Origin of the sequence: Paraburkholderia unamae, assembly GCF_003096875.1 — a bacterium.
GTDB lineage: Bacteria > Pseudomonadota > Gammaproteobacteria > Burkholderiales > Burkholderiaceae > Paraburkholderia > Paraburkholderia unamae.
This window is the reverse complement of record NZ_QEOB01000023.1, coordinates 108,583-130,535: the sequence shown is the minus strand read 5'-3', so window position 1 is coordinate 130,535 and position 21,953 is coordinate 108,583. Positions and strand designations below refer to the sequence as shown.

The 21,953-nt window shown below is 65.2% G+C and carries 23 protein-coding genes; 8 read left to right on the top strand and 15 right to left on the bottom strand.

From position 1 onward, the window contains the following. Window positions 1-41: 41 nt before the first annotated feature. The 7 genes from C7402_RS36350 to C7402_RS36320 all read right to left on the bottom strand — a co-directional run bounded on the left by C7402_RS36350 (window position 42) and on the right by C7402_RS36320 (window position 6,617). Window positions 42-1,499: an alginate export family protein gene (locus C7402_RS36350; RefSeq protein WP_208949061.1), complete on the bottom strand. Its 1,458-nt coding sequence runs from the start codon at window positions 1,497-1,499 to the stop codon at window positions 42-44. A 35-nt stretch (window positions 1,500-1,534) separates the two neighbouring features. Further along, the gene (locus C7402_RS36345; RefSeq protein WP_116613937.1) at window positions 1,535-2,230 is read right to left on the bottom strand and encodes a YoaK family protein; all 696 of its coding nucleotides are present in this window, start codon (window positions 2,228-2,230) and stop codon (window positions 1,535-1,537) included. Further along, complete coding sequence (locus C7402_RS36340; RefSeq protein ID WP_116613938.1) at window positions 2,227-3,141, bottom strand: VOC family protein; 915 nt, start codon at window positions 3,139-3,141, stop codon at window positions 2,227-2,229. The genes C7402_RS36345 and C7402_RS36340 overlap by 4 nt, the downstream gene beginning before the upstream one ends. A 37-nt stretch (window positions 3,142-3,178) precedes the next feature. Further along, window positions 3,179-3,616, bottom strand: coding sequence for a DoxX family protein (locus tag C7402_RS36335; protein ID WP_116613939.1), 438 nt, complete (start codon window positions 3,614-3,616; stop codon window positions 3,179-3,181). Between the two features lies 1 nt (window position 3,617). Continuing rightward, a complete protein-coding gene (locus C7402_RS36330) occupies window positions 3,618-5,507 on the bottom strand; it encodes an amidohydrolase (protein WP_116613940.1) in 1,890 nt (629 codons plus the stop codon). Window positions 5,508-5,526: 19 nt separating this feature from the next. Beyond that, window positions 5,527-5,694 carry a DUF1427 family protein gene (locus C7402_RS36325; RefSeq protein ID WP_112178348.1) on the bottom strand — a complete coding sequence of 56 codons (168 nt, stop codon included), beginning with the start codon at window positions 5,692-5,694 and terminating at the stop codon, window positions 5,527-5,529. Window positions 5,695-5,930: 236 nt separating this feature from the next. After that, window positions 5,931-6,617 (bottom strand): hydrolase, encoded by a 687-nt coding sequence (locus C7402_RS36320; RefSeq protein ID WP_112175354.1) that lies wholly within the window; start codon window positions 6,615-6,617, stop codon window positions 5,931-5,933. Window positions 6,618-6,904: 287 nt separating this feature from the next. Here C7402_RS36320 and C7402_RS36315 point away from each other — a divergent pair, with 287 nt between their 5' ends. Then, complete coding sequence (locus C7402_RS36315; protein ID WP_116614009.1) at window positions 6,905-7,180, top strand: XapX domain-containing protein; 276 nt, start codon at window positions 6,905-6,907, stop codon at window positions 7,178-7,180. Between the two features lie 81 nt (window positions 7,181-7,261). Here the strand turns inward: C7402_RS36315 and C7402_RS36310 are convergent, their stop codons facing one another. Then, complete coding sequence (locus tag C7402_RS36310; RefSeq protein ID WP_116614017.1) at window positions 7,262-8,980, bottom strand: FAD-dependent oxidoreductase; 1,719 nt, start codon at window positions 8,978-8,980, stop codon at window positions 7,262-7,264. Window positions 8,981-9,188: 208 nt separating this feature from the next. On the opposite strand from C7402_RS36310, the gene C7402_RS36305 reads away from it, so the two are divergent. After that, a complete protein-coding gene (locus C7402_RS36305; protein ID WP_165842083.1) occupies window positions 9,189-9,674 on the top strand; it encodes a Fur family transcriptional regulator in 486 nt (161 codons plus the stop codon). Window positions 9,675-9,682: 8 nt separating this feature from the next. Here C7402_RS36305 and C7402_RS36300 read toward each other — a convergent pair whose 3' ends face one another. From C7402_RS36300 to zigA, 3 genes are all read right to left on the bottom strand, one after another. Further along, a complete protein-coding gene (locus C7402_RS36300) occupies window positions 9,683-10,243 on the bottom strand; it encodes a gamma carbonic anhydrase family protein (protein WP_112175362.1) in 561 nt (186 codons plus the stop codon). Window positions 10,244-10,289: 46 nt separating this feature from the next. Further along, a complete protein-coding gene (locus C7402_RS36295; protein WP_116614016.1) occupies window positions 10,290-11,378 on the bottom strand; it encodes a CobW family GTP-binding protein in 1,089 nt (362 codons plus the stop codon). Window positions 11,379-11,518: 140 nt separating this feature from the next. After that, a complete protein-coding gene (gene zigA / locus C7402_RS36290) occupies window positions 11,519-12,739 on the bottom strand; it encodes a zinc metallochaperone GTPase ZigA (protein WP_116614007.1) in 1,221 nt (406 codons plus the stop codon). Window positions 12,740-13,201: 462 nt separating this feature from the next. Here zigA and C7402_RS36285 point away from each other — a divergent pair, with 462 nt between their 5' ends. The 6 genes from C7402_RS36285 (at window position 13,202) to C7402_RS36260 (ending at window position 17,872) form a co-directional block, all read left to right on the top strand. Further along, complete coding sequence (locus C7402_RS36285) at window positions 13,202-13,975, top strand: SDR family NAD(P)-dependent oxidoreductase (protein ID WP_116614006.1); 774 nt, start codon at window positions 13,202-13,204, stop codon at window positions 13,973-13,975. 12 nt (window positions 13,976-13,987) lie between these two features. Next, entirely contained in the window at window positions 13,988-14,857 is an 870-nt protein-coding gene (locus C7402_RS36280) for a CmcJ/NvfI family oxidoreductase (protein ID WP_116614005.1), read from the top strand. 161 nt (window positions 14,858-15,018) lie between these two features. Further along, entirely contained in the window at window positions 15,019-15,621 is a 603-nt protein-coding gene (locus C7402_RS36275) for a nitroreductase family protein (RefSeq protein ID WP_116614004.1), read from the top strand. A gap of 16 nt (window positions 15,622-15,637) precedes the next feature. Continuing rightward, entirely contained in the window at window positions 15,638-16,417 is a 780-nt protein-coding gene (locus C7402_RS36270; RefSeq protein WP_116614003.1) for an amino acid ABC transporter substrate-binding protein, read from the top strand. 13 nt (window positions 16,418-16,430) lie between these two features. Continuing rightward, on the top strand, window positions 16,431-17,108 hold the full coding sequence (locus C7402_RS36265; RefSeq protein ID WP_112175374.1) for an amino acid ABC transporter permease: 678 nt from the start codon (window positions 16,431-16,433) through the stop codon (window positions 17,106-17,108). Then, window positions 17,108-17,872 carry an amino acid ABC transporter ATP-binding protein gene (locus tag C7402_RS36260; RefSeq protein WP_116614002.1) on the top strand — a complete coding sequence of 255 codons (765 nt, stop codon included), beginning with the start codon at window positions 17,108-17,110 and terminating at the stop codon, window positions 17,870-17,872. Before C7402_RS36265 ends, C7402_RS36260 begins: the two co-directional genes overlap by 1 nt. A gap of 32 nt (window positions 17,873-17,904) precedes the next feature. Here C7402_RS36260 and C7402_RS36255 read toward each other — a convergent pair whose 3' ends face one another. The 4 genes from C7402_RS36255 to C7402_RS36240 form a co-directional block, all read right to left on the bottom strand. Further along, a complete protein-coding gene (locus C7402_RS36255) occupies window positions 17,905-18,612 on the bottom strand; it encodes an amino acid ABC transporter permease (protein ID WP_116614015.1) in 708 nt (235 codons plus the stop codon). Continuing rightward, on the bottom strand, window positions 18,609-19,340 hold the full coding sequence (locus C7402_RS36250) for an amino acid ABC transporter permease (protein ID WP_116614001.1): 732 nt from the start codon (window positions 19,338-19,340) through the stop codon (window positions 18,609-18,611). The genes C7402_RS36255 and C7402_RS36250 overlap by 4 nt, the downstream gene beginning before the upstream one ends. A gap of 96 nt (window positions 19,341-19,436) precedes the next feature. Further along, on the bottom strand, window positions 19,437-20,270 hold the full coding sequence (locus C7402_RS36245; RefSeq protein ID WP_112175380.1) for an ABC transporter substrate-binding protein: 834 nt from the start codon (window positions 20,268-20,270) through the stop codon (window positions 19,437-19,439). 181 nt (window positions 20,271-20,451) lie between these two features. Beyond that, on the bottom strand, window positions 20,452-21,627 hold the full coding sequence (locus C7402_RS36240) for a porin (RefSeq protein WP_165842082.1): 1,176 nt from the start codon (window positions 21,625-21,627) through the stop codon (window positions 20,452-20,454). Between the last annotated feature and the right edge of the window lie 326 nt (window positions 21,628-21,953).

The following is a 21,953-nucleotide window of genomic DNA, read 5'->3' as shown; positions in this document are numbered from 1 at the left end:
CAGATGCGTGCTCATCACGTTCCCCTTGTCGATACCTTTCATCACCAGCCGAACTTCGCTTCCACGCCGACATAATCGGCGTTGCGCGCGCCGAGTGAGCGCAGCGAATCGCCCACCTCGAAATGCACTGCTTCGAGCGCGAGCGCCACGTTGTCGCTCACCAGCCAGTCGGCGCGCACCTGCGCATACATGCCCGTCCAGCGGTTGCCCTTGCCCGCCGTGCCCGGCACCACCGCCATGCCCTGGCCGTAGACGGCATCCGCCGTCGTGTCGCGCCACTGGAAACCCAGTGCCGTGAGCAGCGTCACCTTGGGCGTGACCTTGAACGTGAGCGAAGGCTTCACGTGAATCAGGTTGCTGTAGCCCGTGTAGCCCGCGAGCGTGAAGTAGTAGCCATTCGGGAAAAGCGGATTGAACGTCTCCACGCGGCCGTCGCCGGGATGCCGGTCGCCCGATGCGCCGTCGACCTGGATCCCCAGGCGCGGCGTGCCCGGCAGCGCCGCGAACGTATAACCGCCCAGCGCGCCGAACGCCCACGCACCCACCGTATCCGCGCCCACGTGGCCGGTCTGCACCATGCCTTCCACGTCCCAGTCGAACTGCGCCTGCTTGCCCGCGTAGCGCGCGTCGAACACGTCGCGCCGCTCGTTGCCGCTCGCATCGAGAAAGCGCGCGTTGTCGCGCTCGTAGCGCGACCAGTACGCCGAGAGGTCGCCCGGCCCCGTGTTCACGCGCTCCACGCGCACGCCGCTGAACGTGAGGTGGCCGTTCGAGACGTCGTCGAACACGGCCGCGTCGCGGTACTGCACGGGCTGCGTGAGGTAGCCGATAAAGCGCCACTTGCCGATCTCGTAGTCGGCCCACAGCGCGTCGAACGCCTGGCGCACGTTCGGGCCGTCGCGCACCGAAACGAAACGCTGCAAGTCGAACGCCATTTCCTGGCGCCCCACGCGCGCCTTGAAGGTGCCGCCGCCCACGCCGTAGACGAACGCCACGAACGCCTGCTCGATGTCGAGCGGGTTCTTGTCCACGGGTGTGACGGAGTCCTTACCGAATGGCCGCGCGTCTTCGAGCTGGAAGAACGCCTGCACGTGCTCGCCGAAGCGCGCGTCGGCGTGGACTTCGGCGCGCTGGATCACCCAGTTGTCGGGCCGCGCGCTGCCAAGGCCGAAGAGCGGCGTGTTGTTGAGTTCGAAGCGCTCGCGCAGGTTCGCGCCGAGCGAGAGATACCAGGTGGGATCGTTCCTCGAAAGCGGGATGTACTTGAGCCCGTCAAACGGCCTGCGCGGCAGGCACGGATTCGCAAGCACGCCCCAGTTTTCCTGCCAGCGGTTGAAGCCGGGCACGGGGCGTTTGACGTCGCACGTGGGCGGGCTTTCCGGCACGTTCGTTGCCGTCTGCGCAAAGGCGGCAGGGGCGCCCATCATCAGCAGCCCGGCGGCAGCCGCGAAGCCCGCGGCCCTCTTCTTTCGACGCCCGCGCGTCGTGCTCGACACCATGTTTTTCCTTGCCTTTCCTGCCGTTCTTGATCGCATCATGCGGGGCCGGCCGTCGCCGCGCGCTCGTGCTCGCCCGTCGTCCACGCCAGCACAGCCAGCGCACACGCGGGCACGAGCAGCGCCCAGAAGCCCACGTAGCGCAGGCCCAGCGCTCCGCCGATCGCCCCCGCCGCAAACGCCGCGATGGCCGGCATCATCTTCGCGAACCGCGCTCGCGCCGCCTCGCGCACGCTCTCCGGCGTGCCCGCATACAGCATGTCCACCACGTCCAGGATCGCCTGCGTGACGTTGCCCGTCATCACCGTGTTCGGCACGGCGGGCCGCACGATCAGCCGCGGATGCGCGTTCTGCACCCCCATCGCGAACGCGCCCAGCACGCCGGCCACCACCACCGGCAGCGTGTCGGGCTGCGCGACCGGCGACGCCCGGACGCCCGCCAGGCAGAAGCCCAGCATCAGCACCGCCTGCACCGCGTGAAGCAGCCGCGCGCCCTGGCGCGCGTGCCGCCCGCTGAGCGAGCGCAGCAGCACGCTGCTGCCCGCCACGCCCGCACCGAACGCCGGGAACACGATCAGCTTGAGGAGCACGCCCTGTCCGTAGCCCGCCACCCCCGCGCCGATCAGCACGAAGTTGCCCGTGACGTGCGCCGTGAAGAGCCCGAACAGCGCCACGAAGCTCAGCGTGTCCACATAGCCCGCCACCGCCGCCAGGATCGTGTCCTCGTGTTTCATTGCGCCGCGCTGGCGTGGATTTCCGCGATGTAGCCGCCCGGGAACTGCACGATCGCCGCGTTGCGTCCGTCCGAGCTGAACGGCGCCACGAGCACCTTCACGCCCGCGGCCTGCGCCTTTTGCAGCGTCTCGTCGAGATTCGCCACCTCGTAACCGGTCGTTTCGTGCCCGAACGGATAGGGCAGGTGGCCGTCCGTCACCAGCACGGTCATCTTGCCGAAGCCCGATTCGATGCGCACACGGCGATACGTCTCGCCCGGCCGGCCGATCTCGATGCCCGGCGCCTTCGCGTCATCGGACACCACCTTGCCGTGCGAGAACTTCACGAAGTCGTGCACCAGCTTGTGCAGGCTTTTCGGCGAAACGTACACGCGGTTCTCGGGCACCGTCTTAAGCGCATCGTAGTGCGGGGCTGCGTTATGCCAGTACAGCTGCATGTTCACGCCGTCCGCCCACGAGATGATCGCGTCGCGCCCCACCGGATCGGGGAAGGTGTCGACGATCACGTCCGCGCCGTGCGCGCGCGCCGCCTTCACCGCCGCGTCCATGTCGGTCACGAGGTAGCCGGTGCGCTCCGAGCCGAAGGGATACGGCACCGGCGTCTTGAAGCCGAACACCGAGATCGTGCCCGAGGGCGTGAACACGAGCTGCGACATCGTCTGGCTCGGCGTGGGCGTGACCTGGAACACGCCCTGCTTCGACTTGCTGCCGCCGAAGGTCGCCACGAAGCTGTCCGTGAAGCGGTCGAAATCTTCCGGGGCAACGTACACGTGCGTCGTGTCGTACTGCGCACCCACCGCCACGGACGGTGTTTCGGACTCCATCACAGGCGGCTTCGCGAACGACGCGGGCGCGGTGACAAGACCGCCCGCCACCATCAGCGCGAGCAGGACAGAACGAAATGCTTTCATCGTCGAATTTCCTTGTTTCATCATTGGTTTGTGCGGATCACTCACGGTCGGCGCCGCGCACATCCTCCAGCAGCGTGGCCAGCACGAGCGCCGCGATCAGCCCGAGGTGCTCGAAAAAACTGTTCAGCGCCATGAAGCGCGCGGCGCCCGTATGGTTCCAGAAGTCGTTGGCGACCAGCATGGCCACGAGCGTGAGCACGCCCAGCGCGCCCGCGCCCAGCCACGTGAAGCGGCGCAGCACCACGCACAGCGAGCCGCCGATCTCCACCACGATCGCGAACGCGGCCCACAGCGCGGGCGGATGCAGCCCGAAATGCGCCTGCTCCGCGACCGCCGCATTGAAGTCCAGCAGCTTGTTCACGCCGCCGATCAGCCATGCCGAAACCAGCGCGACGCGCACGAACGGCGCCACCCACGGCTGCGCGAGCAGCGCGCGAATCCACGCCGGGTTGCCCCGGCCCGTGAGCGCCGCCACCTCAGATCGCCCAGCACGAACAGCCGAACGCGCCCCAGAAGCCCTTCGCATCCGAGGTCGGCAGCGCGCTGCCCCAGGCGCTGCCGTGCGCATGGCCATGCAGGTTGCACGCACTCGCGCACGCGCACAGCGCCGCGGCCGCCGCGCGCTGCAACGGCGCGCCGCTCTGCTGCGTCGCGCCCCAGCCGCCGTAGCCGCCATACTGGCGCACCGGCGACCAGTCGGGCATCGCGGGCGGGATCGGCGCGTCGTGCTCCGAGAACGGGCCCGCGCCCCACACGATCCGGCCGTCCACCACCGTGAGCAGCGCCGTGGTATCCGCGATATCGTCCTCGGCGCAGGCGAAGAAGTCGCGGTCCGGCACCATCAGGTCGGCCAGCTGCCCCACCGCGATACGGCCTTTCTTGCCCTCTTCGTTCGAGAACCATGTGACGTACTCGGTCCACATGCGCAGCGCCGTTTCTCGATCGAGCAGATCGCGCTGCGCATACAGGCGCAGGCCGCCCACCGTCCGGCCGCTCACGAGCCAGGCGAGCGACACCCACGGGTTGTACGACGCCACGCGCGTGGCGTCGGTGCCCGCGGAGACCTTGATGCCCTTCGAGAGCATCTTCGCCACGGGCGGCGTGGCCTCGGCCGCGCGCGCACCATAGCGCTCCACGAAATACTCGCCCTGGTACGCCATGCGGTGCTGCACGGCAATGCCGCCGCCCAGCGCCGCGATGCGGTCCAGCGAGCGATCCGAAACCGTCTCCGCGTGATCGAAGAACCAGTTCAGGCCTTCGAGCGGGATGTCGCGGTTGACCTTCTCGAACACGTCCAGCGCGCGGCTGATCGTTTCATCGTAGGTCGCGTGCAGCCGCCACGGCCAGCGGTTCTGCGCGAGCACGCGCACGACGCCTTCGAGCTCGCCCTCCATCTCCGGCGGCAGCTCCGGGCGCGCCACGCGGAAGTCCTCGAAGTCGGCCGCCGAGAACACCAGCATCTCGCCCGCGCCGTTATGCCGGAAGTAGTCCGAACCATCGTGATACTTCACGCTCTGCGTCCAGTTCACGAAGTCCTCCTTCTCCGCATCGGGCTTCTGCGTGAAGAGGTTGTACGCGATGCGCACCGTCATCTCGCCCGCGTCGTGCAGCTTGCGGATGACCTCGTAGTCGTCCGGATAGTTCTGCGAACCGCCGCCCGCGTCGATGGCGCCCGTCACGCCCAGGCGGTTCAGCTCGCGCATGAAATGGCGCGTGGAGTTGTACTGGTACTCGGCCGGCAGCTTCGGCCCCTTGGCCAGCGTCGCGTAGAGGATCGTCGCGTTCGGATTGGCGAGCAGCAGGCCCGTGGGCGTGCCCGTGGCGTCGCGCAGGATCGTGCCGCCCGGCGGCTCCGGCGTGTCCTTCGTATAGCCCACCACGCGCAGCGCGGCGGCGTTCAGCAGCGCGCGGTCGTACAGGTGCAGGATGAACACGGGCGTGTCGGGCGCGGCCGCGTTGAGTTCCTCGATGGTGGGCAGGCGCTTCTCGGCGAACTGGTGCTCCGTGAAGCCGCCGACCACGCGCACCCATTGCGGTGCGGGCGTGATCGCGACCTGCTGTTTGAGCATCTCCATGGCCACGGCGAGCGAGCGCACGCCGTCCCAGCGCAGCTCCATGTTGTAGTTCAGGCCGCCGCGGATAAGATGCAGGTGATTGTCGATCAGGCCGGGCAGCACGGGGCGGCCCTGCAAGTCGATCACGCGCGTGGCGCGCCCCGCGAGCGGCATGACGTCGGCCTCGCTGCCGACCGCGACGAAGCGGCCGTTGGCGATGGCCACGGCGCTGGCGAGCGGGTTGGTGCGGTCCAGCGTGGTGATGCGTGCGTTATGAAGAATGAGATCGGGTTGGCTGTCGGTTGCGCTCACGGGCGTTTCCTCAGTTTGGTTAAAGACCCAGCAGCGGCTTCAGGGCAGGCACGGCCTGCGCGCCGATCACCATGCCCAGCAAGCCAACCAGGGCGATCAGCGGGGGCGCGGGCGAGCGGACCTTGATCACGCTGTAGATCACGCCGATGAGCACGCCCGCGCCCAGTGACACCAGATAAGATTCCATGCGGTCGGCCTCGCGGTCGGATTAGAATGCAGGACAGGGCTGCCGGGAATGCGCCCCCGGGGGTTCTGCTTGCAGCGGTTCCTGCATCGGTTGGTTGTCCTGATTGACATCACAGGCGCGCTGGACATTCATCGAAGCTCGAACCCTGCGCGAGCGCGCTGCCCACTAGTGGCAATAGACGCGGCGCCCTCGCCTGGAGCGCGCCGCATCCATTTCCACAATGATCGTGAAGCCGATCAGCGGGCCGGAACCGCCGGGAGGATTTCGTGCTGCACGGACGTGCGCTGCTTCGACTTGTGAACCATCGTGTACGCATAATCGACGCCCATGCCGTACGCGCCCGAGTGTTCCTTCGCGATCGCCATCACGGCGTCATAGGTCTCGCGATGTGCCCAGTCGCGTTGCCATTCGAGCATGACCTGTTGCCAGGTGACCGGCACGACGCCGGCCTGGATCATGCGCTGCATGGAGAAGTCGTGCGCGTCCTTCGAGGTGCCGCCCGAAGCGTCGGCAACCATGTAGATCTCGTAGTCGCCTTCGAGCATCGCGCACAGCGCAAAGGTCGTGTTGCAGACTTCCGTCCACAGGCCGGCAACGACCACCTTCTTGCGGCCGTTCGCGGCGAGCGCGTCACGCACCTTCTGGTCGTCCCACGAGTTCATCGACGTACGTTCGAGCAGCTTCTGGCCCGGGAACACGTCGAGCAGCTCCGGGTACGTGTAACCCGAGAAGCTTTCCGTTTCGACCGTCGTGATCGTGGTGGGAATGTTGAACACCTTGGCTGCCTTGGCCAGCCCGACGACGTTGTTCTTCAATACCTGGCGGTCGATCGACTGAACGCCAAAGGCCATTTGCGGCTGCTGATCGATGAAGATCAACTGGCTGTTTTGCGGGGTGAGTACTTCGAGTTTGGCGTTGCTCATGGTGCTTGCGTCCTTTGATCGAGGAATAGGTAGACCGCCTCCTGGGCGGGACAGCCGAATTTCCGTCTGTCTTCTGCCTGGAGTTCGTCACTCCAGCTAGCGCCATTTGACACGCAATCACCAGCCAGTAGCTCTGAAGAATTCTGAAGAAATCTGACGTGGAATTCCCGGCTAACGCAAACTTCCTGAAGTATTCTGAATTAGCGCCCTCTATCCAGCAGCAATCTGATAATTTTATCGATCATGATTAAATATCATTTTTCACTGCAACAAAAGGAAATCATCAGATGAATGCATATTTATTTTCGCTCCTCGCAGGCATTCTCGCGGGAGTCGTTTACAGTCTGATCGGCGTGCAATCGCCGGCCCCGCCCGCTATCGCCCTGGTAGGCCTGCTTGGCATTCTGGCTGGCGAGCAGATTCTGCCCCTTGCGCGGCAGATCCTGTCCGGCTTGAAGCCCGCAACGGCGTGGCGTGAAGCGAAATGCAGCCAGCACATGTTCGGCGCGCTGCCGGGCGGTCGTGCTCCTGGTACGGGAAAGGAGGAGCGGCAATCGTCCTGAGCCGCCCTGGCGAACGTATTTTTCGTTTGACATACGAGCGTCATACTCATCTATGACGCTATGCCTTTCGTCTATCGACTTCTATTGCGCCTCTCGGTGAGGCATGTCACGCATCGCCTTGCGGCTTAGCCATGCGTGAATCTGGCCGACGACCGCAGCGCCGTCACCCACAGCCGCCGCCACCCGCTTCGGTGCTCCCGAACGAACATCGCCTATTGCAAAGAGACCCGATACATTGGTCTCCAGGGGAAAACGTTCCGGGGCAATCGCCCCCTCAGGCTGCCCGGTTGTGATGAATCCGCGATCATCCAGTTGAACGCCAGCCGGAGTCAGCCAGTCGGCTTTGGGATCTGCGCCGATAAACAGGAAGAGATGTCGCGTCTCGATGATCTCCTCGCCCGCGTCCTGATGCACGACGTGGACTCTCTCGAGCGCCCCATCATGGACGTCGAGGGACTCCACCGTGCAGCGCGTGCAAATCGACACGTTCTTGAGTGCGCCGATTCGATCGATCAGGTAGCGCGACATCGTGGCGTCGAGGCTATGGCCGCGTATCAGAACGCGTACGCTGCGTGCGAAGTTGGCGAGGAAAACGACCGCCTGTCCCGCTGAATTGCCGCCGCCGACGAGCACGATGTCCTGGCCCTTCACGAGACTGGCCTCTATCGAGGAGGCCCAGTAATACAGCCCTCTCCCCTCAAAGCGCTCGAAGCCGTCTACCGCGGGCCTTCGGTACACGGCGCCGCTCGCAATGACGACGGTGCTCGCGCGAACACGCTGCTGACCGGAAAGTTCGACCGTGAATTCGCTCTCGCCGGCTTCGATCCTCTCGACGCCGGTCGGAATGGCCACGTGCGCGCCAAACTTCAGTGCCTGCTGGAACGCGCGCGCCGCGAGCGCCTGCCCCGATATTCCGGTTGGGAAACCTAAGTAATTTTCGATTCTCGCGCTCGCACCGGCCTGGCCTCCCGGCGCACGCTTGTCGAACACCACGACGGAGAGGCCTTCCGACGCCGCGTACACCGCTGCCGCCAGGCCCGCCGGTCCGGCGCCGACGATCGCGATATCGTAGCGCTGGGCGCCATCGAAAATCGGTAGCAGACCGAGCCTGGTGGCGAGTTCGGCCTCGTCCGGCGCTCGCAACACCGAGCCGTCCGGACAAAAGACAAGCGGAAAATCATCGGGTGCCGACGTCAGCCCGGCGAGCAGGCGTACGGCATCGGCATCGTTACGTGCATCGATCACGGCAGCCGGATACGCATTGCGTCGCAGGAAGCCCTGTAGACGCACCAGCCGGGCATCATCCCCGTTGCCGACGATGATCGGACCCAGGCCCTGCTCGATGAGCCCGAGACGCCTCAGGATCAGGGCGCGCATGATGTGCTCGCCGAGTTGAGCATCGGCGATAATGAGGGCGCGGAGTTGCTCCGAGGTCAAAACGAGCGTATCGCAATCGGTGACGGCGACCGCGTCAACGAGGGATGGCTTGCCGGTGAGCTGCGCCATTTCAGCCATAAAATGGCCCTCGCTATGCTCGGTCACCAGCGTGGTGTTTCCCTGCGGATCGCGTGAATAGATGCGCACCCGGCCGTTCAGCAAAACGAATAGCCCGTCGGCTACGCGGCCCGTTTCAAAGATCGCGTCGCCGGCGGCAAACGACTTCTGGCGAGCAAAGCGACTGGCGCTGCGTATTTCCGCGCCCGACAGGCGCGGAAACATCTGGTGCTGCCGGTGCTCAAGCGATGAAAACGGATGTTCGGTTTCGACTGGTCCGGTGTGCGTATCGTCGGCGTGGTTCATGAGCATCTCGTCTGCGGTTTCGTGCGATGCGCCTGTGCGCGGGTCGCTCAACTTGCGTGAAACCTCAATGCTATCGACGGCAGAACCGAAAGGCACGGTCGATAAGCTTAATAATTCTGAATCAGGTCGTCGGCACGTGGCCTTCCCCTGCCTGCCGACGGGACGATGTATGATTTCGCTATCCGCCAGTACGCAGACATCGCCACCCATGCCCACCCGCCGTCCCGCCCGCCCGAGCACCTCCCACGCAGCGACAGACTGGCCGTCGCGCCTGCGCGAAGCGGGACTGCGTTCGACGGCGCTCACGGTCGCGGTGCTCGAACGGCTCGAACACCTCGGGCAGCCGCTGTCCCACGAGGAACTCGCGCGCGAACTCGCCGCGACGGGAAGCCGGGAGAATGTGGACCGCGTGACCTTGTACCGGATACTCGACCGCCTCACCGCCGCCGGTCTGCTGACGCGCATCCAGGGGTCGGACCGCGCCTGGCGTCACGCGATCGCGCAGCAGGCAAGCGCCAGCGGCTATTTCGAGTGCGACCAGTGCCACACCCTCTCGGCGCTACCCCAGGACCCGGAACTGGCCAGCGTGCTGGCCCGCATCGAGCGCAAGCTCAGCCGACGCGGCGTGCACAGCACGAATTCCGCTCTCACCATTCACGGTACGTGCCGGGACTGTTCGGCCCACGGCGCGTAATTCCCCGCTCACAGCTCGTTCGCGATACGGCGGTATCCCTGCACGAGCCTCACATTGGTCTGGGCGACGTCCTCGGAGAACTCCGACGCACTGGCGCTCACCTTCGGGATCGTCGAGAGGTCGGTGCCCGGCCCGATGCGCTGGGTCGACGGCACATAGAAGCCGGCGGGAAGATCGCAGCCGTCGACCACGGCGTTGTGGCGCACGACACAGCCCTCCCCAACCGTGCAGTTGAACAGCACGCTGTTAAAGCCGATGAAGACCCGGTCGCCCACTTCGCACGGGCCATGCACAATGGCGCGGTGGGCGATCGACGTATGGCGGCCGACCGTTACCGCCGCGCCCGACTTCGAGTGGATCACGACGCCGTCCTGTATATTCGAATGCGCGCCGATCAGAATCGGCTCGATGCCGCCATTCGCATCGGTTTCGTCCGCGCGGATCACCGCGTACGGACCGATGAATACATTCCCGGCGACGACGACGCGTCCGCACAGGATGGCGGTCGGATCGACAAACGCACTTTCATGGACCACCGGCAGGTCGCCGCGTGGATTCTTGCGGATCATGCCGTGACTCCGTGTTTGCGCTGCCAGGCGATGGCTTCAGGCGTCGTCATGCGGAATTCGCCTCCTGTGCGCGAATGGCCCCTACTTGCTGGAACAGCCGGAAAGTGGATTCGACCGTTTCGCGTTCGACCCCGCGCGTAATAAACACCACCCGCGAACGGCGATCCTCGCCCGGCCACGCTTCGAGCGGCACCGGCGGATGAAACACGTGCTGGACGCCATGAATGACAATCGGCCGGTCTTCGCCTTCCACGTTCACGATTCCCTTGATGCGCAGCATCGACGGCCCCATCAGCGACAGCAATACGTCCAGCCAGTCGGTCAGCACTCGCTGCGCAATGGGCTCGTCCACCGTGAAGCAGAATGCGCGAATCTGGTCGTCGTGGCGGTTGACGTCGTGCGCGTGCGCATCGTGGTCGTGATGATGGTCCGGCCCGTCATGGCGATGCCCGTGGTCGTCGCCGCGATACCGCTCCTCGGCGAGCCACCGTTCGACATCGGCGATCTTGCCGTTCGCTGTAAAGAGACCCAGCTCCAGTATCCGGTTCGCCGCGAGTTCGCCGTGGCCGACACGAATGACATCGGCGGCCGGATTGATCGCACGCAGCCGCTCATCGAGCCGCGCCAGCACATCGGCGCCCACCAGATCGGTCTTGGTCAGCAACAGCCTGTCGGCCATCGCGGCCTGCTTGACCGATTCGACGTGCGCGTCGAGCGTCGCTTCCGCGTTGCGGGCGTCGATGGTCGCAACGAGCCCGTCGAGCCGGTACCGGTCATGCAGGTCGGGATGCGTCGCGAGCGTATGCACAATCGGTGCGGGGTCCGCGAGGCCCGTGGTCTCGATGACCACCCGGCTGAACTGCCGCTGCCCGTCCCGCGCGAAGCGCCAGTGAACATCCTTGAGCGTGCGCACGAGATCGCCGCGGATCGTGCAGCACAGGCAGCCGCTGCTCATCTCCACCACGATGTCTTCGCGGCTGTGGGCGACCAGCAGGTGATCGAGCCCGATCTCCCCGAACTCGTTGATGAGCACCAGCGCATCCGCCATTTCCGGCTGCTGCACCAGCCGGTTGAGCACCGTCGTCTTGCCGCTGCCGAGAAAACCCGTCAGCAGGGTTACCGGAATCCGGTCCATTGCGCCCTCCCCGTGTCGTGTGTCCAGCCCTTCGAAATCCGGCAGTTGCGCGCGCTTGCCCGTGCGCGGCGCACGCTCGCGCCGCGACGAGCGCCGGCCGTCGCGATGCGAGCGGCGTAGCGCCGCGCCGGGCCGCTCGCTCATGCCGCGCCTTCTTCCTCCGGCACGCGTGCGCCCCAAGCGGGGAACGGATCGTCGTAAGCGATCCAACGTTGCGGGCCTTCGGCCATTTCCGCGTCGCTCAGCAGGCAGGCATCCAGCCGATGGCGCAACGCCGGCTCATCCATGTCGATGCCGATCAGCACAAGTTCCTGGCGCGCGTCACCGACATTGGGCTCCCAGTTGCGCTCGATGAATTCGAGCGATTCGGGATCCTCGGGCCAGTGCGACTTCGGCACCGCCGCCCACCAGAGGCCCGCCATGCCGTGACGGCACACGGCCCCGGCCTGCGACCACGAGCCCGCGTGGGTCGGACGGCTCGCGAGCCAGAAAAACCCCTTCGAGCGCAGCACGCCCGGCCATTCGCTGTTGACCAGGTCCCAGAATCGCTGTGAATGCATCGGACGGCGCGCGCGCCACACGAAGCTGCGGATGCCATATTCCTGCGTCTCGGGCGTATGTTCGCCGCGCAGTTCCTTGAGCCAGCCCGGCGCCTTCGATGCCTCCTCGAAGTCGAAAAGCCCGGTGCCGAGCAGCCGGTCCAGCGGCACGCGGCCGAATTGCGCAATCTCGATGCGCGCACGCGGATTCAGGCTGTGCAGGATCGCCATCAGGCGCTCGCGCCCGGCTTCGTCGATCAGGTCCACCTTGTTCAACACGATCACATCGCAGAACTCGATCTGGTCGATCAGCAGGTCCACGACCGTGCGCTCATCTTCCTCGCCGAGCGATTCGCCACGCGACTGGAGGCTGTCCTGCGAGCCGTAGTCGAGCAGGAAATTGAATGCATCGACAACGGTGACCATCGTGTCGAGCCGCGCGACATCGGACAGGCTCTGGCCACGCTCGTCCGCAAACGTGAAGGTCTCCGCCACCGGCAGCGGCTCGGAAATGCCCGTCGACTCGATCACCAGCTGGTCGAAGCGCCCTTCCTTCGCGAGGCGATCGACCTCCAGCAGCAGGTCCTCGCGCAGCGTGCAGCAGATGCAGCCGTTGCTCATTTCCACGAGCCGCTCGTCGGTGCGGGAGAGCTGCGCGCCACCGTCGCGCACGAGCGTCGCGTCGATGTTCACCTCGCTCATGTCGTTGACGATGACGGCAACGCGCCGCCCTTCGCGATTGTTCAGGATATGGTTCAGCAGCGTGGTCTTGCCTGCACCGAGAAAGCCCGAAAGGACCGTAACCGGCAGTCGTGCATCCATGGAATGGCTCCTTGCGTATCAGGGGATATCGATGACAGCCATCACACGGGCGCCTGCGCCCGCCGCCCATCTATATCGCAACAGGGTTGCAATATAGCACTTATCGCAACCTTGTTGCATTTATTATGCTCAGACCGGAATGCCCAGGGTGCAGGCGGTTTCTGCCGCACACGACGAAGGGCGTCGGCATTTGCACGCGCACGCATATCATTATGCGCAAAGCGTGGTTCGCAAGCCTTCCCGTCATCCATAGAATGGGTGGCGTCATCTTGATGACACTCCTTGAGCCTTGTTTCAGGGCCCCACGCTCTCCGGCGACGGGGCCCCTTTTCTTTGTCCGCGGAAGGCGCCGGGCAAAGCCCCCCAGCACGCCACGTGCATCGCATCGCGTGGCCGCGCGAATATCGATATGCCGTTTCCTTCTTTTCCAAAAGCCCACGCGGCGACTACCCTGGAAGGATCATGAGCGAACTCTCTTCTTCACCGTCCCCGTCGGTTGCGTGGATTGCCGGCGTGGGCGCGAGCGCGGGCCTGGGTGCGGCGCTGGGCCGCCGCTTTGCCCGCGAAGGTTACACAGTCGTGCTGACCGGCCGCACCGCGCAACGCGTGGAAGCCGTGGCCGCTGAAATCCGCGAGCATGGCGGCCATGCCCTTGCCGCCGTCGCCGACATCACGAGCGAGCAGGATCTCGCGCGCGTCGCGCAGTTTGTAAAACGCGAGGGAATCTTGCGCAGCGCGATTTTCAACGCAGGCAATGCCGTGCGGGCGCCAACGCTGGAGTTGAGCGTCGATGCATTCGAATCCGCGTGGCGCACGAACGTGCTCGGCGGTTTCCTGTTCGCGCGCGCCGCGTTGCCGCTACTGCTGGACGGCCTCGACACAACGGGCGGCGCTGCACGAGCCGCCAGCCTCCTCTTCACCGGCGCGACGGCATCGCTGCGCGGCAAGCCTCCGTTTGCGGCATTTGCGGCGGCCAAAGCGGGCCTGCGCTCGCTTGCGCAAACGCTTGCTCGCGAGTATGGACCGCGCGGCGTGCATGTCGCGCACGTCGTGATCGACGGCGGCATCGACGGCGAGCGGTTACGCAGCGCGGCGCCGCAACGCGTGCAGGCCGCCGGCCCGGACGGTTTGCTGCAACCCGAAGCGATCGCCGAAAGTTACTGGCAGTTGCACCGCCAGGCCCGCAGCGCCTGGACACAGGAGCTGGACCTGCGCCCGTGGCGCGAACCGTTTTGATCGGGATATCTAATGAGTACCGTTCTGCCTGACCCTGTTGCCATCTCACGCAAATCCGCCGTCGAAGCGGAACTCAACTATCTCGCGCCAGGCGTTGCCCGGCCGGTGAGCTACACGTTCGAGCCGCCCGAGGGCACGCCCTGGAGTTCGGGAGCACTCGAAGCGCGTCGCGTAACAATCCACAATGCGCGCCCGCTTGCGGAAGCGGGCCAGATTTCGCTCGACCGCAACGGCTTTCAACTGGTTTCGCATCGCAGCGCCTTGAGCGATTTCAGCGAGGAAAGCCTGATCCGTCTCGTCTATCGGCCGGAGGCGGAGGCCTTGCTGCGCGAGTTGACCGGCGCGGAAAAAGTCGTGATCTTCGACCATACGCTACGCGACAGCGCGAACGGCTCGCGCGCGAATTCCGCCTTGCGCGAGCCGGTGCGGCGCGTGCACAACGACCAGACGTTCGTGTCCGGGCCGCGCCGCGTGCGTGACCATCTCGACGCTGAAGAAGCGCAACAGCGGCTCCAGCATCGCTTCGCGATCGTCAATCTGTGGCGCCCGCTCGACGTGGTCGAGCAACTGCCGCTCGCGCTATGCGATGCACGCTCGATCGCGCCCGGCGATCTCGTGCCGAGCGACCTCGTCTACCGCGACAAGACCGGCGAAACCTATTCGTTTCTCGCGAACCCGCAGCATCGCTGGTTCTACTTCCCCCGCTTGCGCCCGGACGAGGCGCTGCTGCTGAAGATCTACGATTCGCTGGAGGACGGCACGGCGCGCCTCACCGCTCACACCGCGTTCGAGGATCCCGCCAGCGCGCCCGATGCCGCCCCCCGCCGCAGCATCGAATTGCGCGCGCTGCTGTTCTGGCCTGCGGACAAGGCCGTGCATTGACCGTCGGCGGTGCTGCCTGCCGGACGCGCAAATAACTTCATAAGCAACCCAAAACAAATGCGTTAGCCGGTCAGTGGGGCGACCCTATACTCGTCGCATCGAGGGGCTGGGTACACGCGCGGCCCCCGTTCCTGTTCTGCGACTCTCCACGGGACGACCCCATGACCCTCTCCAATCAACGCACCGCCGACCATCCCATCGATCGTCAGTTTCTCGACCGCTGGTCGCCACGAGCCTTCACGGACGATACGCTGCCCGAAGCCACGCTGCTCACGTTTCTCGAAGCCGCGCGCTGGGCGCCGTCTTCCTACAACGCCCAACCCTGGCGTTTCGTCTATGCGCGGCGGGGCACCGCGCACTGGTCGCGCTTCGTCGGCTTTCTGAACGAGTTCAATCGCGGCTGGGCGCAGCATGCCGCCGCCATCGTGATCGTGGTGTCGAAGAAGACCTTCGTGCCGCCCGGTACGGCGAACCCGGTCGCATTGGCCACGCACTCGTTCGACAGCGGCGCGGCGTGGGCGCAACTCGCGCTCCAGGCGAGTCTTGCCGGCTGGAAAGCGCACGGGCTGGCCGGCATCGAGCGCGAGCGGATTCGCGAGCAACTCGCGCTGCCCGACGACTATGCGATCGAAGCCGCGCTCGCGATCGGCCGCCCCGGCGACCCCGCCCAGTTGAGCGAAACGCTGCGCGCGCGGGAAGTGCCGAGCTCACGCGCCCCATTGGCCGCGATCGCCGCCGAAGGCCGCTTCGTATTCGCCGAATAATCCAGACAGATCGATCATGAAAATCATCCGTTCCGCGCTCGTTGCCGCGCTGCTGTCCGTCGTGGCAGCCGCGCCCGCCTTCGCCGCCGACGACCTCTCGCAGGTCAAGGCATCCGGCGTGTTTCGCGTGGGCACCGAAGGCACCTACGCCCCGTTCACTTACCACGACGCGTCGGGCAAGCTGACCGGCTTCGACGTCGACATCGCAACGGCGATCGCCCAGCGACTCGGCGTCAAGCCCGAGTTCGTCGAGGGCAAGTGGGACGGCCTGATCGCGGGCCTCGATGTGAACCGCTACGACGCGGTGATCAACGAGGTGTCGATCACCGACGCGCGCAAGGCGAAGTACGACTTCTCCACGCCGTACATCGCCACGCGCGCCGTGCTGATCGTGCGCTCGGACAACACGACGATCCATTCGTTCGACGACCTGAAGGGCAGGAAGTCGGCCAATACGCTCACGAGCAACTTCGGCAAGCTCGCCGCCGCGCACGGCGCCGACGTCGTGCCGGTCCAGGGCTTCAACGAGTCCATCGACCTCCTGACTTCGGGCCGCGTGGACGCCACCATCAACGACTCGCTCTCGTTCCTCGACTTCCAGAAGCACAAGCCCGACGCGAAGCTCAAGATCGTTGCCGCCGATACCACCTCGGCCGGCGACCAGTCGGGCGTGCTGATCCGCAAGGGCAGCCCCGGGCTGCTCGCGGCCATCGACAAGGCGCTCGTCGACATCAAGGCCGACGGCACCTATGCACGCATTTCGCAGAAGTATTTCGGCAAAGACGTTTCGCAATAAGGCGGATTGAACGATGCCGGCATGGCTGCATCTGATGGCGCAATCGTTGTGGCCGCTGCTTTACGCGGGACTGGTCTTTACCGTCCCGCTCACGCTGGCTTCCTTCGCGCTCGGCATGGCGCTCGCGTTTTGCGCCGCGCTCGTGCGGCTTTTCGGGCCACGCTGGGCGGTCGCCGCCGTGCGCTTTTATATCTGGCTCTTTCGCGGCTCGCCGCTGCTCGTGCAACTGTTCGTGATCTTTTACGGCTTGCCGAACGTCGGCATCGTGCTCGATCCGTTGACCGCGGCCATCATCGGCTTTTCGCTCAACGTCGGCGCCTATAACGCCGAGGTGATACGCGGTGTGATCGAATCGATTCCGCGTGGTCAGTGGGAAGCCGCCTATTCGATGAACATGACACGCGCGCAGGCGCTGCGCCGCGTGATTCTGCCGCAAGCCGCGCGCGTGGCGTTGCCCGCGCTCTCGAACTCGTTCATCTCGCTCGTGAAGGACACGTCCCTTGCGGCGGTGCTGACCGTGCCGGAGATTTTCCAGGCCGCGCAGCGCATCGCCGCCGTGACCTACGAACCGCTCATTCTCTATACCGAGGCCGCGTTGATCTATTTGTTGTTCAGTTCCGTGCTCTCGCAGGCGCAAGGCAAACTCGAAGCGCGCTTCGGTCGCCACGCCGTGTTTTCGGCGGGACGTTGATGATCCGTGTCGAGAAGCTCCACAAGTCGTTTGGCGAGCATCGGGTGCTCTCGGGCATCGATTTGACGCTCAAAGCGGGCAGCGTCACCGCGCTGATCGGTCCCTCCGGCAGCGGCAAGAGCACGCTGCTTCGCTGTATCAACCTGCTCGAAGTCCCCGATGACGGCGCGCTGAGCGTGGGCGACGCCCGCATCGAGTTTCGCCGCGACCGGCGGCTCGCTCACGCCGAAATCGCTGCGGTCCGAAAACACACCGGCATGGTGTTCCAGAACTTCCAGCTATTCCCGCATTTGAGCGTCATCGACAACGTGACGGAAGGTCTGGTCACCGTGCTCAAATGGAACAAGGATCGCGCCCGCGAACGCGCCGCCATGCTCCTTGCGAAAGTGGGGATCGCGCAGAAGGCCGATGCCTGGCCGTCCACGCTATCGGGCGGTCAGCAGCAGCGCGTGGCGATTGCGCGCGCGCTGGCGCCCTCGCCCGAGGTGCTGCTGTGTGACGAACCCACCTCGGCGCTCGACCCCGAACTCTCGGCGGAAGTCGTCGATGTGCTGAGGCAGCTTGCGCTGGAGGGCACGACCATGTTGATGGCCACGCACGACCTGCGGCTCGCGGCTTCCGTCGCGCACGACGCGGTGTTCCTGATGGATGGCGAGATCGTGGAGGCCGCGCCGTCGCAGGCGCTGTTCTCGCGCCCGCGCGATGCACGTACGGCGCGCTTCGTCTCCACGCTGGCTCAAGCCGCGCCGGGCCTTCAGGCATAGGCGGCGCGGCCGGATCGTTCGGCCGCGCGACATTACCGCGCGGCGTCGCTCCCCTGCACCCGCGGCAACTTGCGCCGCGCGATCAGCGCACCGGCGAACCACTGCAACGCACCGCACAGCAGCAGATAAACGAGCCCGACGAACAGGAAGATCTGTGCGGGATACACCAGCAGACGGTTGTTGAGCTGATTGGCGAGGAACGTGAATTCCGGCACGCCGACGATATAGGCCAGCGACGTGTCCTTGATGAGCGACACCCACTGATTGACGAACGACGGCATCATCACACGCACGGCTTGCGGCAGGATCACTTCGCGCAGTGCCTGCCAGCGCGTCAGGCCAAGCGAGAGCGCCGCCTGCCGCTGGCCGTCGCTGATCGACGTGATGCCCGCGTACACCGAGTGCGAGAGATACGCGCCGCCGATCAGCGCGAGTGCGCACACCACGGTCGCGAGGCCCGGCACGTTCACGTGCAGCAGGATCGGCATCAGGAAGAAGGTCCAGAAAATCAGCATCAGCACGGGAATCGCGCGAAAGAACGCGACCATGGCCGTGAGCGCGAGGCGCACGACCCCGCGCGTCATGGCGAGCGCCACGCCCAGTGCGAGACCGATCAACGCCGCGAGTAGCGCCGAGACCGCCGAAAGGACGATCGTGAGCGCCACGCCGCCCAACGGGCCCGCAGGAAACGCGCCGATCATCAGGTAGCGCAGCGTGGGAAGCCAGTCGAACTCGTTCACGCGCGGCCTCGCTGCCATGCGCGCTGACCGGTGCGTTGCCAGAGCACCAGCGCGACCTCGATCACCGCGATGGCCAGAATATAAAAGACGGTCGCCGTGCCGAATGCCTGGAAGGTGCGGAAGCTTTCCGTATCGACCTGACGCGACATATACGACAGTTCCCCGACGCCTATCGCCATCGTCAGTGACGAATTCTTGATCACGTTCATGTATTGCCCGGCGAGCGGCGGCGTGGCGATGCGCAGCGCCTGCGGCAGGATCACGTGGCGCAGCGTCGCGTAACGGCCCATGCCAAGCGCCGCGGCGGCCTGCCACTGTGCGTGGCTCACGCCGCGCATGCCGGCCAGAAACTCCTCGCCGATAAACGCCGTCGTGTAGCAGGTCAGGCCGACCCAGCCCGCGAACAGTTCGAAACTCGGCCAGCGCAGCGTGAGCGGGCCAAGCGTCGCCACGTGGGGCGTGTTAAGCCAGGTCATCCAGTCGGCGGGCAGCACGGCCGCCGCGCCGAAGTACCAGAACAGCAGTTGCACGAGGAGCGGCGAGTTGCGGAAAACGAACACGTAGAGCGCCGCCGCGCGCGTCACCGCGCCGCTGCGGGCCGTGCGCGCGACCGCCAGCAGGAAACCCAGCGGCGTTGCGCACAGCGCCGCGCAGGCGGACAGCATCAACGTAACGAAGAAACCCTGTTCCAGCCACGCAAGATATTTCGGTTCAAGCCAGTTATGCATGAATCAGGCAAGGAAATGCGGGAAGGGTCCACAGCGCCCCCTGTCGCGAGGCGCGATGAACCCGATACCCTGAAGCCTCGAAGGCCGTTGCGGCGCTCAACTGTTCTTTTGCGGATCGCCGATCTTGAACAGACGCGGCAGCGGCGCGGCGCTCTTCGGGCCAAACCACTTGTCGTAAATCTGCGCGGCTTCGCCGTCGGTTTCCAGGTGCGTGAGCGTGCCGTTGACCGCGTCGAGCAGGCGCGTTTCGCCCTTGGGCACGCCAACGCCTTCGTAGTCGTTCGAGATCGTGAACGGAGAAATCTCGTAGTTCGCCTTGTCCGGCGTGCGTGCAAGCAGCGCGACGAGCTTCGGGCCGTCCTGGGTGATGGCTTGCACGTTGCCCGTGCGCAGCGCGGCGAAAGCAAAAGGCGTGTCGTCGTAGGCGACGATGGTCGCGCTCGGGAATTTCGCGCGCACCTGCTGTTCGTTGGTCGTGCCTTTATCCGCGCCGATGCGCAGGCCGTTCAGTTGCTCGGGCGCCTTCAGCACGCCCTTCTTCGCGATGAACTGCGTGCCCGATGCGAAGTACGGCGTGCTGAAATCCACTTCCTTCTTGCGATCGTCGGTGATCGTGAAGTTGGCGAAGACCAGATCGACCTTGCCCGACTTCAGAAATGCGATGCGGTTGGCGGGATTGGTCGGCTGGACTTCGAGCTTCACGCCCAGGCTCTTCGCCACGGCGCGCGCATAGTCCACGTCGAGCCCGACGATCTGGTTGTCCTTCGGATCGACGAAACCGAACGGCGGGTTGCTGTCGAATGCGGCCACGCGCAGCACGCCCGCGCGCTTGATGTCGTCCAGACGATCCGCATGTGCGGCGTTCGATGCCACGGCCAGAAGCGCCGTCAACAGTGCGGCGGGCACTGCGCCCCAGAGTCTGCTTTTCATTATCGAGTTCCTTCGTTCGTTGCCCGTGCGCCGTCATTGGACATTGCGCTGGCGAAGCACGCAGCCTATCGGCACGACAGGCAAGAGGGAACCAAGCTTTTTTCAGATCGAAAGCGATGCAGGCGATTTGGCTCGCACGGCCCCCATGCGAAGGACCGTGCGAGAAGCGGGGAGCCGCGCTTTAGAAGCCGTGAATCAGCGCGATGCGATACAGCATCTGGTTTTGCCCCGATGAGACGTCCGCCGAGCCGGGAATGTTCGCGTAGTCGAACTGCGTGCCCGTATTCGCGGACACGGCCCGCTGGTACGCGCCTTCGAGATACACGGACGTACGCGCCGAAATATCGTAGTTGAGCTTCAGGCTCAGTTGATGCCACTTCGGATTGTAGCTGCCGGTGCTCGCGGTCAAATGCGCCTGCGTATACGTGTAAGCGCCGCCCAGGTAGAGCGCGTGCGTGAAGTGGTACAGCGCGCTGACTTCGAAGTTGTCGAACTTCCACGCGTGCCATACGCCGCCGGCCGGCTGCGTGTTGCCGCCATCGGAGGTGAAGTACGCGTTGGCGGTGGGATCGTAGACATCCACGTGCGAATACGCGAAGCCGAGCAGCCAGTTGGAGAACGTGTAGTTCACGCCCACGCCGATATTCTGCTGCGATCTCGCGTTGAACGTGTTGTCGCTCGTGACGGCGCCCGACGCATTCGCGTCCGCGGTCGTCGCGCTGGTCGCATTGTTCATCTTCAGGTACGACGCGGCGAGCGAAAGGCCGCCGTTGACGTACTGCGCGCCGAAGCCATACAGGCGGTTATTCGAAAATCCGCCAGCCTCGTTGCTGAAACCATACATCGCTTCGCCCGTGAAGCCGCGATACGTGGGCGACACGTACTTGACCGAGTTGTTCACCCGGAACGAGTAGTCGGTGTTGTCGTTGTCGTACGGGTGCGCAAAGATGTAGCCGGTCCAGTTGCCGTTGGCCGTCATCGGCGAGAACATGTCCACGCTCGGATCGTACTGGCGGCCCAGCGTCAGCGCGCCGAATCGATCGGACGAAAGGCCGACCCAGGCCTGGCGGCCAAACTGGCGGCCACCCTGCGCGTTATGGCCCGTGTTCACGTCGAAGCCGTTTTCCAGCTGGAACTGCGCGCGCACGCCGCCGCCGAGATCCTCCGTGCCCTTCAAGCCCCAGCGGCTCCCGTAGTCGTAGCCGCTCTCCAGTTGCCACGCCGAGTTGCCCCGCGCGTTGCTCGTGAAGTTGAGCCCGTCTTCGATCTTCCCATAGAGCGTGACGCTGCTCTGCGCGTAAGCCGCACTGCTGCCGATCAGTGTCACGAGCAGGCATCCCCCCAGCTTTGCGTTCAATTCTGTTCTCCCGTAGATGCGCGTAGATGCGATTTCGCGGCGTTCGCCGCCCCCGTTCCGCTTATGCGCCCAGCCGGACGAACCGGAAGCCGATAAGCGTGTTGCATTGCAGGAGGGGAGTTTCAAACATCGAAAATTTGCGACTAAGTGCCAATTCCGTAATGCACTTTTCCAGACCCGGGCGGAATCGACGCGGCGGGCGCGGCCGCCGGACGCACGGCTCGCCACGCGCGACCGCTCGCGGCGCACTATGCCGAAATGCGCATGGATGGCGTCGAAAACGGTCAAGACGGACCGTTATTGGCTTCCTATATTCGGCTCCAGTC